The following is a 15377-nucleotide window of genomic DNA, read 5'->3' on the forward strand; positions in this document are numbered from 1 at the left end:
GAGTGTTTACGTTATGAAAAAAATATTGTCAGGTTTAATAGCGGCTGTTTTGTCCATAGGTTCGGTCATTTATACCGCCGCAGGAATTTCAGCGGAAACTGTTGCCGTAGAACCGGATTATCCTATTCACGGTAACAAATGCGGCGCCGTATTTGTTACAACTGAGCTGGATAGAAATGTTTATATAACGATAGAGCAGATAACAGAAGAAGGAAATTATAAATATTATGATACGATTATTTCCGGAGATTCCGCGGAAAATATCTATTTGTTCACCCTTGAGGGCAAGGACGACGTTTCCTACATTATGACTGTGGGCGTGCCGGAATATAAGGGAACTGAAGAATTGCTTGTTTATAATTATGAATTCAGTATAAGAGATACGGATTTTATAACCGACGAGGAAATAGCCGGATATGTTTATTCATTTGCTGTTAAAAGGAACGACGAGCTTGAGACGCCTGTCTTTTCGGCTGACGGAGAGCCGATTAAAGACGAAAACAATTTTATTACTACGTCGGCAGTTTTATCATTTCCACTTTCCGATATAACTCCGGGAGACGTTAATTTTGACGGGGTTGTTGATCTGTATGACGCGATAGGTATAGCAAAATATCTAATGGACAGCAGCTATTTCAATGAAGAACAGCTAATAGCCGGAGATTACAATAAAAACGGAACAGTTGATCTTTACGACGCAATAGATATTGCAAAAACGCTATTTTAAACTTTGAATAATTCTTAGAAATTATTGGAGTTAATATGATAAACGGATTTATGAATTAAAAAAGTTTCTTGTTTTTGTGGAGCGTTGACAAAATATTCCTTTATGTGTTATAATAATATGGCAATAATAATTATTTTACGGAGGCGGTTTAAATGGAAGATAATAAACTAAAGGGTACAAAAACCTATGCTAACCTTGAGGCGGCCTTTGCCGGAGAGTCAATGGCGAGAAACAAATATACATACTTTGCATCAAAGGCGAAAAAAGACGGCTATGAACAAATTGCAGCTATTTTTACTGAGACTGCCGAAAATGAAAAGGAACACGCAAAGATATGGTTTAAGCTTTTGAACGGAGGTATTTCAGATACCGAGGAAAACCTTGCCGCAGCAGCGGAGGGCGAAAATTATGAGTGGACCGACATGTACGCAAAGTTTGCCAAGGATGCCAGAGAAGAAGGCTTTGAGGATATAGCTTATCTTTTTGAGGAAGTCGGTAAAATTGAGAAGGAGCATGAGGAACGCTATCGTAAGCTGCTGGAAAACGTCAAGGACGGTCTGGTATTTTCGCGCGACGGGGATATGATATGGGAATGCAGAAATTGCGGCCATGTGCATATAGGAAGTAAAGCTCCGGAGGTATGTCCGGTATGTAAGCATCCGCAGTCATACTTTATGATTAAACCTAAAAATTTTTGATAAATTTTAAACCGGCTGAATTATTCAGTCGGTTTTTTATATATTATTCTTATTGTTTTTTCTGTAATTCAGAGAACTGATTCCCTCTATTTTTTTGAATTGACGTGAAAAATAGCATTGGTCGTTAAAACCGCAAAGATGGGATATTTCATCAATAGTTTTATTCGTTGTTGCAAGCAGTTCCTTTGCGTAATCTATTCTGCGGCGGATAATATGCTGAAAAATTGTTTCGCCGTATTCCTTTTTAAATTCTCGGGTGATATAATATTTATTCATGTAAAATTCAGAGGATATTTTATCGAGATTAATACTTTCTGTAAAATGATTGTCTATGTATTCTTTTACTGATTTCATCTGATTTACAGATTCCTCGCCATTTTCCGGAATTACTTCATTTGTCAGTATTGCAGTTAGAATATCTGTAATCAGCTTAGCGTTTATAATTTCTGTTTTGTTGTTTTTATGAGCGTTATTCGTAATTATTTCGCAAACCTTAGCGTTCAGAACGTTAATTAAGCGAGGTGTGAAAACGCAGCAGCTTTCCTTTGAAAACATATTGAAATAATATTTGGCGCTGATACCGTTAAAATGCAGCCACTTTACCTCCCAAGGATCATTTTTATCGCATTTGTATGAATGCTCGATTTTACAGTCAATAAAAGCGCACTGTCCTTTGCTCAGAATATATTCCGTATTATTGATTTCTATAAATCCTTTTCCTTTATCTACCAATATTATGAGATATGAATCAATTTGCTTTCTTTTTGTATAACCGGCTGATTCGGAGGGGAGAATACCGACTTCCTGCATATATAGAAGATTATTTTTTGTATGCTTTGTCGGCGTACTTCGTAATCTTATTATCTTTTTATTCATATTTTACCTCATTTCTTTATTAATTTATTGGGCTTATTATACTATAATTAGACGCCAAAGTCAATATTTTTTAAATATGTTGTATAAATATGCTTTGATATTATTATTTAACAGTAACCGTATATGTCAATAAAGTTCAAAAAAGGCGCAATATAATCTGTTGATTTTTCATGATTTATATATTATAATAAAAACGTTGAAATTGAGGCAGCTTGATGGAAACAAGGTTTAGTATAAATAAGCATTATATCGGTAAAGCGGTTTATTTTTTGATTTGATTCTTTATTGGTTTAAAGCGTTTTCGCAGTAATTAGTAAAATGCATTGTCAAAGGCTGTTTTACATAGTGAATTTCATAGTTCAGGCATAATTTGAGCGCATGTTTGATTCTTCCGCAAAAATCTGCAAGGGGATACGTTTACCGTACGTATTGGAGAGGCTTTTGCAGTATATTAATGCTAATATACTTACAATTTTAAATTACAGGTCTTATTCTGCAATGAGAGGGGCGGAGTAAGACTTGTAATTTTTTTTATTCTATATTATAATAATAGTGGTATATAAATACAGCGCGCCGCGCGCAGTAAAAAAATGCGGAATCCGTTTACAGCGGTGATCGGGGGAAAAATGAATATAGCAGCAGCACAGTCAGGGGGACCGACCTGCGCGATTAACGCGTCGTTGGCAGGCATATTTACCGAGGCCTCCAAAAATCCGGAAATAGATAAAATTTACGGCTCCATAAACGGAATCGAAGGAATCATAAACGGGGAGCTTGTGGATCTGAGAACAATAATCCGAAGCAATGAGGACCTGGAGCTATTAAAACTGACGCCGTCTACGGTTTTAGGCTCATGTCGTTACAAGCTGCCTGAGAATGACGATAAAGTATACGAAAAGATATTAAATACCTTTAAAAAGAATGGTATAGATATGTTTTTTTATATAGGCGGCAACGACTCTATGGATACCGTTTTAAAGCTTTCTGAATATTTCAGGAAAAATAATATAGCTATAAAGGTTGTCGGAATACCCAAAACGATAGATAATGATCTTATGTGTACCGATCATACGCCCGGTTTCGGTTCTGCTGCAAAGTATGTAGCGGCAACTCTTCAGGAAATTACAAGAGATAGTTCGGTTTACAGTGTAAAATCTGTTACGATAGTTGAGATAATGGGAAGGGACGCCGGATGGCTTGCCGCGTCCGCATGTGTTTTAAAGGCTAACGATGAGAACGCTCCTCATTTGATTTATCTTCCAGAGGCTCCTTTCAGCATAGAGCGTTTTCTGGAGGACGTCAACAGAATGCTCGGAGAGCATAAAGCGGTTATTATAGCCGTTTCCGAGGGACTGAAGCTTAGCGGAGGAGAATATGCGGCCGAGGGCTTTCAGTCGGGGGCAAATGACAGCTTTGGTCATAAATATCTTTCGGGAATCGGCAAATGTCTCGAAAATATCGTGAGGGAAGAGATTGGCTGTAAGGTACGTTCAATAGAGCTGAACGTTATGCAGAGATGCGCCTCTCACATAGCCTCTAAAACTGATATTGACGAATCTGTCAGAATAGGAGAGGAAGCGGTTAAAGCCGCCGTTGAAGGAATGACCGGAAAAATGATGGCGTTTAAAAGAATAAGCGACAGACCTTATTTTTCAGAAATAGTCCCTGTTGACGCGAATGAAGTAGCAAATAAAGAAAAGCTTTTTCCTAAGGAATGGATAAATAATCAGGGTAACAATGTGACGTCGCAGGCGCTGGATTATTTTCTTCCGCTTATACAGGGAGAACTTAATATACTGATGAAAAACGGTATGCCCGTACACTTTAAAATACCTAATTGGTTTTGATTTACGCTTTTATCTTACTACAATTACAGAGGTGAAGTAAATGAAAAATCCGAATCTATCAAAATTGATAATACTGGGAATAATATCGACGGGTATTGCGTTAGCCGGTCTGCCGCTAATTATTCAGTCATTCAGCAAATTTTATATGAAGTTTATTTGTATAGGAGGAGCAATATCGGCAGCGGGTATTATATTTGGAATAATATTTGTCAGATGTCCCTATTGCGGAAAAGCTTTGTCCATTAAAGGTTTTGTTATAAAATATTGCCCTCATTGCGGTGAAAAGCTAAAAATCAATAAGACTTATAAATAGGAGTAACGGAGAATATATAATGAAAAAATCAGAAAAGGCAGTTGAGCTATTTAAAAAGGGTTATAATTGTTCGCAGTCTGTTTTCGGAGCCTTTGCCGAGGATCTGGGAATTGATTTTGAAACGGCTGTAATGATTTCCTCCTCCTTCGGAGGGGGAATGGGCAGAATGAGAGAGGTCTGCGGAGCTGTAAGCGGAATGTTTATGGCTGCCGGAATAAAATACGGTTATTCAGATCCTAAGAACATGAATGCAAAAAAGGAGCATTATAGGCTTATTCAAACGCTTGCGGAAAGATTTAAGGAGCGTAATAAATATATAGTATGTCGTCAGCTTTTGGGAATGGAGGCCGATGGATATACGCCTTCTGAACGAAACGGAGAGTATTATAAGAAGAGACCTTGCGCTGAGCTTGTTAGAGACGCGGCCGAAATTTTTGAAGAATATTTAGAATGCTGCGATAAAAAAAACGAGATATAGTTTTTTTATAAAACTATTCGGCATATTGTAGAAAAGACGGGGAAAAATAGGCTTATAATTCGTTATAAATTATTTCATAAGCCTATTGACAAAAAAATAACAATGTGGTATAATGACATTGTTAAGAAATTAACAAGTCCGTTTATGAAAATTTATCAATTCATATTTATTTTATAGGAGGATAATCAAATGGCAAAGGAAAAGGATGCAAATAAGACCGCCGAGCAGCCTCAGGTTGATCCGAAGGCAATGGTGGATGAGCTTGTTGCTAAGGCTAAGGCTGCGCTTGACGAATACATGAAGCTCGATCAGGAGCAAATTGACAAAATCACCAAGGCTATGGCTCTTGCTGGTCTTTCTGCTCAGATGGAGCTTGCTAAGATGGCTGTAGAGGAAACAGGAAGAGGTATCTTTGAAGATAAAGTAACTAAAAATATTTTTTCTACTGAATATATCTGGCATTCTATTAAATACGAGAAGACGGTCGGCGTAATCGAAGATAATGAAAACGAAGGTTATCTTGAAATCGGCGAGCCTGTCGGTATTGTTGCCGGCGTTACTCCTGTAACAAATCCTACGTCAACTACGATGTTTAAATCTATTATATGCGCGAAAACAAGAAATCCTATTATTTTCGGATTCCATCCGAACGCTCAGAAATGTTCTGTAAGAGCCGCTGAAATAGTAAGAGACGCTGCCGTTGCCGCAGGCGCTCCTGAAAACTGTGTTCAGTGGATTGAGGTTCCTTCAATTGAAGCGACCGGATTTCTTATGAATCATCCTGACGTTGCTACAATTCTTGCAACAGGCGGTCCGGGAATGGTTAAGGCTGCTTATTCGGCAGGTAAGCCGGCTCTTGGAGTTGGCCCCGGAAATACTCCATGCTATATTGAAAAAACCGCTAAGCTTAAACAGGCCCTTAACGATCTTATTCTTTCAAAATCATTTGATAACGGTATGATCTGCGCGTCTGAGCAGGCTGCTATAATTGATACTGAGGTTTATGATGAGGCCGTTGCCTTTATGAAGGAGCAGGGCTGCTATTTCGCTAAGCCTGAGGACATTCAGAAGATTCAGGACGTAGTAATAAACGTTGAAAAAATGGCCGTTCAGCCTTGGGTAGTAGGTCAGTATCCGTGGCAGATTGCTGAAAAGGCAGGCATTTCGATTCCTAAGGAAACAAAGGTGCTCTGCGTAGAAATAGGCGGAACCAACGCTGATCAGTATCCGCTTGCGCTTGAAAAGCTTTCGCCGGTTCTGGCTGTTGTAAAATCAGACAGCACCGAGCATGCGTTTGAAATGTGTGAGGAAATGCTCAAGCACGGTGCCGGTCATACCGCAGTAATTCACTCGTCTAACGACGAGCTTATTGAAAAATACGGCGAAACAATGAAGGCAAGCCGTGTCGTAGTAAATTCTCCAGCTTCTTTCGGAGCTATCGGCGACGTATATAACTCAATGGCGCCTTCGCTTACTCTTGGCTGCGGTTCCTATGGTAAGAATTCCGTTTCTGAAAACGTTACGGCTAAAAACCTTATCAACAGAAAGAAAGTGGCTAAGAGGAGATTGAATATGCAGTGGTTTAAGGTTCCTGAAAAGATTTATTTTGAACCAGGTTCGGTTCAGTATCTTGCAAAGATGCCTGATATGAACAGAGTTATGATCGTAGCCGATCCGGGTATGGTACAGTTCGGCTATGTTGAAAGGGTATTATATCAGCTAAATAAAAATGCTAACAAGCCTTCTATTGAGATATTCAGCGAGGTAGAGCCTGATCCTGACCTTACAACAGTCCGTAAAGGCGTAGCGGTTATGAATTCTTTCCAGCCTGATGTAATCGTTGCTCTTGGCGGCGGTTCAGCAATGGACGCAGCTAAGGCTATGTGGCTCTTCTATGAAAATCCTGACGCCGACTTTATCGGTATGGCTCAGAAATTTATGGATATCCGTAAAAGAGTTTATAAGTTCCCTAAGATGGGTAAAAAGGCTAAAATGGTTTCTATTCCTACAACTTCCGGTACCGGCTCTGAAGTTACTTCGTTTGCGGTTATTTCTGACAAGAGCAAGAATATGAAATATCCTCTTGCCGATTATGAGCTGACTCCTGACGTAGCAATTATAGATCCTGAATTCGTTTATACAGTTCCTAAGTCATCTACTGCATTTACCGGTCTTGACGTTCTTACTCATGCGATTGAAGCTTATGTTTCAGTTCTTGCTAACGATTATACCGACGCTCTTGCGCTTCATGCCATCAAGCTGGTGTTTGAGTATCTTCCAAGCTCATATAAGAATGCCGACGAGCTTTCAAGAGAAAAAATGCACAATGCGTCCTGTATAGCCGGTATGGCGTTTACAAATGCATTCCTCGGCGTAAATCATTCGTTAGCGCACAAGCTTGGAGGAGAGTTCCACATTCCTCACGGTCTTGCTAACGCATATCTGCTGCCGCATGTTATCGAATATAACGGAGAACCTACTCCTACAAAATTTGCAGCATGGCCGAAATACGATCATTATATCGCACCTGAGCGTTATGCTGAAATCGCAAAGATGCTCGGATTGATTCCGCAGAACGCAACGGCTCAGGAAGGGGTAAAGGCTCTTGCAGACGCTGTAAGAAATCTAATGAAGGAAGTAAATATTCCTTTGACTATCAAGGAAGCAGGCGAAAATGATAAGAGATCTTATATAGATCCTAAGACCTATGAGGGCGCATTGGACGATCTCGCTTACAAGGCTTTTGACGACCAGTGTACTACAGCTAATCCTCGTCTGCCGAGGATTGACGAATTAAAGCGTCTTTATATGCTCGCTTATTACGGAAAATAATAATAAATAAAAAGGAACGCTCAAAAGCGTTCCTTTTTTTAATTACGTTGGCTTTCCGCTATATCTAAAAACGATTGTGCAAGCTGAGAATCTATCATTTCGCATGTTGTACGATTATAAAATACATCGGTTATATCCCATAGCATAGGACACATATTTCTTTTATAAGCCTCTTTGCAGACGGTTGTCAGAAATAGTCTTACGGATTCCGGATTCTTATTTTTAGTTGCACACCCGTATTCACCAATGATTACTGGTATGCCATTATCTACAAAGGTTGTTTTCATAAGCTCCATATTTTTTTCAAGCTCTTTTAAATCAATTTCTGAGCCCCAGTCTGACCTTGCTTTACCCCAATCTGCATCCTCTTCAAGAATGCAGAAATTTGCCGGTGTGTAATAATGAACTGATACGGCGCAGCTTGACTCTTTATCGTCCGGCATTTTGAAAAGGGGATCGCAGGTAAGAGTTATATCAGTTGCATAACCGGCTATCAGCAAATGACGTTTTTCATTGTTACCGCCGGAATTTCGGACAAGATTAACAAATTCCTGATTTATGCTGTTGAGGATTCCGTATGCTTCCGCCTTGCCTTCGTCTGAGCCGCTGTATCTGTTCCATATATCCTCATAGTATCCTTCTTCGTTTAGCGATTCAAATATCAGCTTATCTCCGTAATCCTTGAAATTTTCGGAAATCTGTGACCAGATTGCAGTATATTTTTTTAGACATTCGTCATATTCCGTAGAAAACTTTTCAAACCATCCGCCGTCCCAGTGTATGTTGACAACGGCGTACATATTGTTGTCTATAACGTAATCAGTTATCTGTGTAACGCGTTTCATAAGATCCGGATTAACGGTATAATCGTCCGATATCATATTAGACCACGCCACTGGTATTCTGACTGATTTAAAGCCCGCTTTTGAATAGCCTGCGATCATTTCCTCGGTTATAACAGGGGAGCCCCATGCCGTTTCGTAATTTGTTATGCTGCTGTCGTCTATCCAGTCTCCGCATGATTCAAGGGTATTGCCAAGGTTTATACCAAGTCCCATTTCAGTGACGATCTCAGCGGTAGTCAAATCACGTACCTTTTCTTTTTTATCCTCCTTGTCGCTTCCGCAGCCTGACAAAGCGGTGAAAAGAATTACGGCGGAGGTTATTACTGTAAACGCTTTTAATAATTTCATTTCTTACCTCATTTCATAAATACAAATTCTTTAAGCTCAAAAAGCCTTTTACCCTTAAACATTTCAGCAGTCCAGTCTGTATAGTTGTCGTCCGCAATAAAATATATCGCATGTCTGCCTGTAATCGCTTTTATACATGCTTTGTAAATGCCGTCGTCCAGACCGATTTCACAAACGCCTAATTCTTCTCCGTTTTCATAGTTATCCGAAACGATTCTTATAAGTCCTCTGCATCCCTGCCCCTTTACATTAAAGCAAACTTCCATAGTTTTGCTTGAATAATCGTCACCGAAATCAAAATATTTGAATCCCATCACACAACCCTTTGTAATATCGGTTATATATCTGGAAAATACATTTTTTTCAGTTAAGTAACAGCCCCCCTTCAAAACGCACGCTGCGTCTGCCGGAGTGATTTTATAAGGAGAAAGAGAATCCTCAAAGCCGAGAGACGTCATTTCTACCTGCGGTATAGAGCCGTCGGCCAATATTTCGATTCTTTCGGCACACGCTTGTCTTGACATAATAGTATTATTTGTTCCTCTGTGATAAAATATATACCATTGCTCGTTTATACAGCACAAAGAGCCGTGATTATTGCTGCCGGGATAGTCAATACCGTTATCTATTATCGTACCCCTGAATTCAAACGGACCGAGAGGATTATCCGAAGTAGCGTAAACCAGCTTGCTGCCTGTTTTTGGAGAATATATAAGATAGTATGTGTTTTTAATTTTTCTCACAGAGCAGGCTTCAAAAAACTCAAACGGCGGCTCGGTAGGTATAATATCCTTTACATAGCTTCCGTCTATTATTTCGTTCATTTTCTGGGGATTGATTTTTGCGGCAAATGAACTTTCAAATCCGCAGTAAATATATATCTGTCCGTCGTCGTCGGCAAAAACCCCCGGATCTATAAACCATCCGTCGCCGAAGCAGTTATTCCGGTTTATGTAATCATATGGAGCTATTAGCTCAAAGGGACCTTCAGGGCGTTCGCTTACAGCCACACATCCCTTAGCGCCTATTATATATGCAAAAAGATAATACTTGCCCTTATATTCAATGACGTCCGGAGCAAAAAGCTTGTTGTCTGTCCAGTTCTCAGTGTCTGAGCTGTGATCGCGGTCAGCGCGTGTATGGAAGCAGTCGCCGTGGCATGTCCAGCGGTTCGGATTACTGACGGGAGCCGACCATATTTTTAATTTGTAATCACAGAAAGAATCGGAACCGGCGGTATCATGAGAGCCGTAAATATATATGCGATCGCCGAATACTCTTGGCTCTCCGTCAGGTATGTATTCCCAGGAGGGAAGGTATGGATTGGCCATTTAAAATAGCTCCTTTTTCTATATTTATATGTATAAGCCTACGCTCAATAATCAGTATTAACTTTATAATAGCTGTCCAGATCTTTAAATTCTGGAAATTCTATTATTATAGGATAGCTTAGTGCGTCAGCAAGATTAAAGTCAGGGAATGCTTCGTCGTTGTCCAAAAGCGTCCATGAATAAGTTTTACCGTCAACATCATTTGTAATAATATGAACCATTTTAAAGCTGTCGCTCTTAATTTTAACATCTGCGGCGATTTCTATTGAATCAAATTTATCAATAGAAATGCGCTCAAATTCAATTATTTCAATGTTGTCATAAGAATTGCCATAGGTGGAAATATAGGAATCCTCTGTTTTTGCAAGGAAGCTATCTTTTTCTGCACACTCGTCTGCGACTGTCACAGTGATTATATTTTTCGTATCAAGATATTGAATAACCGCCGGAAACGACGTAATTTCATCAGTCTGATTATCTGTCGCAGTTCCGCCCTCCGCAATTTCCCAGCCGTTTTTTAAAAATAATGATGTGTTTAAGTCTTTTAACGAAAAAGCTTTATTGGGGTGCTTATATGACTTGACCTTAGCAGAGCTTACAATTGGAACATCAGGAACGGAGTTAATTGCAGTGAGCTTCTTTGTTTTTTTTTCAGAATTATCATCTGAGAGACTTACGGATTCCTCTAATAGATTTTTTGGGATTTCATTAGTATTGCAGGCTGTAAACATAGTTGTCATACATATTGCCGTTGATACCGTTAATAAAATCTTATGTCTCATAATTACCTCCGTAAAAATAAAAAAGTCCGTAAAAAATGAAATTTTCTGAGCGCTGTTGTGAGGATAACAGGAGTTGAACCTGCACCGAGTTTCCTGACTTGCACCTGATGCGGCGTAACGTTAGCGCATTATTTATTCGTACCTTTAATTTTTATCTGCGTATCTGTTTTTAATACTTTTTCTACTTAGCTTTTATCATTGATAGGATCATAATGTTCGGATAATTGTTCTTTTAATCAAAAAATTACAGTTAAAATATTATTAATATTCCAAGTTTCTAATAAGCTTGAAAGCTTATCCATATCGTCTGCTGATAATTTACAAATCGGAGATAATAGCTTTTCGCCGCTTTAAAAAAATCAGGATTAATTAAGTATAACACAAATATCTTAAATAATCAACAATGAAACTATTCATTGGTGAACAAATCTTAAATTTTGTGCACCCATCTGATTATAGAATGTTACCAGTTCTTCTAAAGTAACAGGAATAATGGTAATATTTTTACAGTTACAATTACAGCATACTGATATGGCAGTATATTTATATTCAGTGGTGAGTATTTTAAATTTGTTTGTTTTGTTCATAACATCAAATGATAAAAGCGGTGTTGAAAGTCCCGTTCCAATCATTTTTACATACGCTTCCTTGGATGTCCAGATTTTCACAAACTCCTTAAAAGGATTCACAGATGAATTTATATGCATAATTTCATTTGCGGTAAAGTTATTTCTATAAATATTTTCATATTCTTTTATACTGTTAGAATATGTTTCAATGTCAATTCCTATAGAACTGTTATAATCAGTAAAAACAGATTTTCTATATGTGTGTGATATTGAGAATTCATAACCCGTTAAATTGGTAAGGTATGGCTTACCAAACTTATTGGTTTGAAAGTTCAGACTATATTCAGCCAAGCCTGTATTTTTACTTATTATCATGCGCGTCATCAAAGCGGTTACGAGAGAAGAAATCCTGTCGCGTTCAAACCTGTACTTGTTTATACGTTTCTGTCTTTGAATTGAAACATATTTCTGCATACCGCATATGTGGTTCCATTTTAAATTTTCGGTAGTTTCGAGTAAGTAAACATTGATTGTATCGAACATACATTTATCTCCCATAAAATTTAATGCAATACCGCATAACTATTGTGCGCGGTATTGCATTAAACGGTTGTTCAGGAATGTTCAACAGCATTAAACTGTTTTTTCCATAATTCATTGTAGAGACCTTTTTTCTCCATAAGCTGAGTATGAGTTCCTTCCTCAACAACTTTTTTATCATCTATAACAACTATCTTGTCCGCATTTTTTATAGTATTAAGATGATGAGCAACTATGATTATGGTCTTTCCTTTGACAAGTTCGTTTATCGACTGCTGAACAAGACTCTCATTTTCTATATCAAGACTTGCTGTAGCTTCATCAAGTAGTATAATAGGCGCGTCCTTCAAAATAGCTCTTGCAACTGCAATACGCTGTCTTTCACCACCTGATACACTACTTCCGCTTTCACCTATAACTGTATCATATTTCTTTTCAAGACTTGTTATCCACTCATGACAGCCTGCCTTTTTAGCCGCTGCTATTATTTCTTCGTCGGTGGCATTTGATTTTGCAAGCTTCATGTTATTTTTAATGGTATCATTAAAAAGATAGCTTTCCTGAAAAACAATACTTATCATGTCAAGGAGCTGACTGTAAGGGAGCTTTTTTGAATCCACTCCGCCGATACTGATAATTCCCGACTGATTGTCATAAAAACGTGAAATAAGCTGTAAAACAGTAGATTTTCCGCATCCTGAATGTCCTACAAGCGCTGTCATTTTGTTCATTTCTGCCTTGAAGCTCATGTTTTGCAGCACGTAGTTTTTGTCGTCGTAGGTAAATGTAACGTTTTTAAACTCCACGTCGTATTTTTTTACAGGTAATATCTTGCTGCCCTCCGAGAGTTTTTCCGAACGGCTGAGATCGTAGAGATGATCTATGGAATCGAACAAGTACCTTAACTGATCCATAAGGGCAAATTCGGTAGTCAAAGGAGTATATATCTTGGGCAGCGCTATTTGAAATACTATATAAGCGGTAATACTGATAGAACCTGCATACCATAGAAGCAGTCCCGCGACCGCTGTGATGGGGATACCAAGAGTGAGTATCATTGAGCATGAGCCTATAAGCGTTCCCACTGCTGTTTGCTTTTCGATCGATCTTTTTTTAAGCTGTTTTAAGTTTTCGGAAAATCTTACAAAGCTGTCGCCCGTCATGTTAAAGCCCTTCAGCAGATGGATATTTTTCACATATTCCAACACGCCTGCATTTACCTTATCGTTTATCTCGTTGAGTTCTTCACCTGCTTTAGCGCTTTTTTTCTGCATGGCAAAGTAGATCGCAAAGGAAAGTACGGCCACTGCCAAGGCTATAAGGTCAAGCTGCCATGAAATAAACAGCATTGCAATAAATCCCAGCACAGGCATTACAATGGAATGGAGTATCGGATCGAGAATATCCGAGATTACCAGCAGAAAGTTCTCGTGATCGTCCACCACATAGCCTGTTATCTCATTTGTGTCCTTTTCCAGTATTTTTCCCACCGGAAAACTGTTAAAGGAACTCAACGTGCTATTTCTGCCGTTTTTCACTATAGAGGCTGCGTCGTAGGAAATGGTTATCCATGACTTCATACTGAAAATATACATGATAATATAAGACGCTATCATCATTATACAGTAGATAATCAACATTTTTTGGTTTATTGTCCCGCCTGCCAGCGGCTTTATCAATTCCGCCGCTGACATGATGATAAACATATAGGGCAATGCCTTTGCAACGGCGGATAAAAAGCCCCATATGAGTATTTTTTTCAGGCTCTTTTTATCTATTTCCGATAATAATGTCATTAGCTTTTCTTTCATCACCTGTTCACGCTCCCTTCGATCGTCCAGTTGCTTCCCTTTATATACTCCTCCCACAATCGGCGGTAAATTCCAGAGCTTTCCATAAGCAGTTCGTCTGTACCCGACGCGGTGTTTTTGCCATCGGAAAGTACTATTATCTGATCCGCATTTTTTATGGAGGACATCTTATGCGCTATCATAACAACCGTCTTGCCCCTGCTAAGTTCCGTCAGCGCTTTGTTTATAAGCTGCTCGTTCTCTGCATCTGCATAAGAGGTAGCTTCATCAAGGACAAGTATGGGAGCATTTTTAAGGAATACTCTGCTTATTGCTATCCTCTGTTTTTCTCCTCCGGAAAGGTTGTGACCGCCGTCGCCTATGACCGTCTGATAATGCCTGGGAAGTGTCATTATAAAGTCATGTATCTGCGCCTTTTTAGCGGCGTCTATAATGTCGTCCATGGTGGCAGTTGTGTTGTTCATTCTGATGTTAGCCTCAACTGTATCCGACAGTATGAGGTTTTCCTGAAATACAAAAGCCATACTGCCGTACAGTTCCTCCTGTGACATGGAGCGGATGCTTTTGCCGCCTATTTTTATATCCCCCTCATAGTCGTTCCAGAAGCCTGCGATAAGCCTTGCGGAGGTGGTCTTGCCTGCGCCCGACGGACCTATTAGAGCTGTGATTTTCCCTTCGGGGATAGTCATGGAGCAGTCGTTGAGTATCAGTTTATCCTTATTGCCGTAGCCGAATCTCACCTTTTCAAATGTGATGTCATATCCCCGACGCTTGGCGTTATCCTGATGCTGTACCATTTCCTCCGCTGTAAGAATATCGTTTACGTTATCGTTGGCAACACCGAATTTTCTTAAGGCAAGGGTGAATATGGTAAGGTTCATCATAGGACCTGCAAGATTTGCACCTACGATATAGAAGAACAATACTTTTGAAATGATCGCCCAGAGATCTCCCCCCGAACAGTACTCGTAAACGCTCATAAGAAGTATGCCGAGAAGTGAGGCTGTGATAAAGGTGGTAAAGAAGGTGTACCCGAACATGGAGTGCTTGCCCTGTTCATAGGTGTATTTGTGAATATTATCAATGTCCTTTCTCAAAGCGTCTTCACTTTTTCCACGGCTGTTGAAAATCCTGACAACGGGGAGCGCCTTGAAATATTCAACTGCGTCAGAAGTGATGCTGCCCATTGATTCGCTGTATGCCTTATTTGCTTTCATGTACTTTTTGTTGAACATGATAAATATCATGCCGATTAGCGCAAAGGGTATGGATAATAACGCTGCAAACGTCATTTTAACATCAATATTGAACATGAGGATTATCAGACAAATAGGCGTAAGTATGCCTGTTACCAAATCACCTATATGCTCTGCAAAAAAT

The 15377-nt window shown here is 39.2% G+C and carries 13 protein-coding genes; 6 read left to right on the top strand and 7 right to left on the bottom strand.

Annotated features, from left to right (window positions below; genetic code table 11):
* The first annotated feature begins 13 nt into the window (after positions 1–13).
* Both ACYQ0N_RS15045 and rbr read left to right on the top strand, forming a co-directional pair.
* A complete protein-coding gene (locus tag ACYQ0N_RS15045) occupies positions 14–727 on the top strand; it encodes a dockerin type I repeat-containing protein (protein ID WP_460163142.1) in 714 nt (237 codons plus the stop codon).
* Between the two features lie 152 nt (positions 728–879).
* Positions 880–1425: a rubrerythrin gene (gene rbr, locus ACYQ0N_RS15050; protein WP_177531944.1), complete on the top strand. Its 546-nt coding sequence runs from the start codon at positions 880–882 to the stop codon at positions 1423–1425.
* 36 nt (positions 1426–1461) lie between these two features.
* Here rbr and ACYQ0N_RS15055 read toward each other — a convergent pair whose 3' ends face one another.
* Positions 1462–2301: an AraC family transcriptional regulator gene (locus tag ACYQ0N_RS15055; protein ID WP_177531943.1), complete on the bottom strand. Its 840-nt coding sequence runs from the start codon at positions 2299–2301 to the stop codon at positions 1462–1464.
* 626 nt (positions 2302–2927) lie between these two features.
* Here ACYQ0N_RS15055 and ACYQ0N_RS15060 point away from each other — a divergent pair.
* The 4 genes from ACYQ0N_RS15060 to adhE all read left to right on the top strand — a co-directional run bounded on the left by ACYQ0N_RS15060 (position 2928) and on the right by adhE (position 7771).
* Positions 2928–4148, top strand: a complete 1221-nt coding sequence (locus ACYQ0N_RS15060; protein ID WP_460163143.1) for a 6-phosphofructokinase — start codon at positions 2928–2930, stop codon at positions 4146–4148.
* Positions 4149–4188: 40 nt separating this feature from the next.
* Positions 4189–4461 carry a hypothetical protein gene (locus ACYQ0N_RS15065; RefSeq protein ID WP_177531941.1) on the top strand — a complete coding sequence of 91 codons (273 nt, stop codon included), beginning with the start codon at positions 4189–4191 and terminating at the stop codon, positions 4459–4461.
* A gap of 19 nt (positions 4462–4480) precedes the next feature.
* Positions 4481–4939, top strand: a complete 459-nt coding sequence (locus ACYQ0N_RS15070) for a C-GCAxxG-C-C family protein (protein WP_460163144.1) — start codon at positions 4481–4483, stop codon at positions 4937–4939.
* 189 nt (positions 4940–5128) lie between these two features.
* Positions 5129–7771 carry a bifunctional acetaldehyde-CoA/alcohol dehydrogenase gene (gene adhE, locus ACYQ0N_RS15075; protein ID WP_460163145.1) on the top strand — a complete coding sequence of 881 codons (2643 nt, stop codon included), beginning with the start codon at positions 5129–5131 and terminating at the stop codon, positions 7769–7771.
* 38 nt (positions 7772–7809) lie between these two features.
* Here adhE and ACYQ0N_RS15080 read toward each other — a convergent pair whose 3' ends face one another.
* The 6 genes from ACYQ0N_RS15080 to ACYQ0N_RS15105 all read right to left on the bottom strand — a co-directional run.
* Positions 7810–8964 carry a glycoside hydrolase family 5 protein gene (locus tag ACYQ0N_RS15080; RefSeq protein ID WP_177531939.1) on the bottom strand — a complete coding sequence of 385 codons (1155 nt, stop codon included), beginning with the start codon at positions 8962–8964 and terminating at the stop codon, positions 7810–7812.
* An 8-nt stretch (positions 8965–8972) separates the two neighbouring features.
* Entirely contained in the window at positions 8973–10295 is a 1323-nt protein-coding gene (locus tag ACYQ0N_RS15085; RefSeq protein ID WP_460163146.1) for a family 43 glycosylhydrolase, read from the bottom strand.
* 44 nt (positions 10296–10339) lie between these two features.
* A complete protein-coding gene (locus ACYQ0N_RS15090; protein WP_460163147.1) occupies positions 10340–11077 on the bottom strand; it encodes a hypothetical protein in 738 nt (245 codons plus the stop codon).
* Positions 11078–11490: 413 nt separating this feature from the next.
* Positions 11491–12189, bottom strand: a complete 699-nt coding sequence (locus ACYQ0N_RS15095) for a 4'-phosphopantetheinyl transferase family protein (RefSeq protein ID WP_177531936.1) — start codon at positions 12187–12189, stop codon at positions 11491–11493.
* A 71-nt stretch (positions 12190–12260) separates the two neighbouring features.
* Positions 12261–13997, bottom strand: a complete 1737-nt coding sequence (locus tag ACYQ0N_RS15100) for an ABC transporter ATP-binding protein (RefSeq protein WP_460163149.1) — start codon at positions 13995–13997, stop codon at positions 12261–12263.
* The coding region (locus tag ACYQ0N_RS15105) for an ABC transporter ATP-binding protein (RefSeq protein ID WP_460163148.1) at positions 13997–15377 on the bottom strand (1381 nt) is incomplete at its 5' end. The genes ACYQ0N_RS15100 and ACYQ0N_RS15105, both read right to left, overlap by 1 nt.

This window comes from Ruminococcus sporogenes (assembly GCF_054655175.1).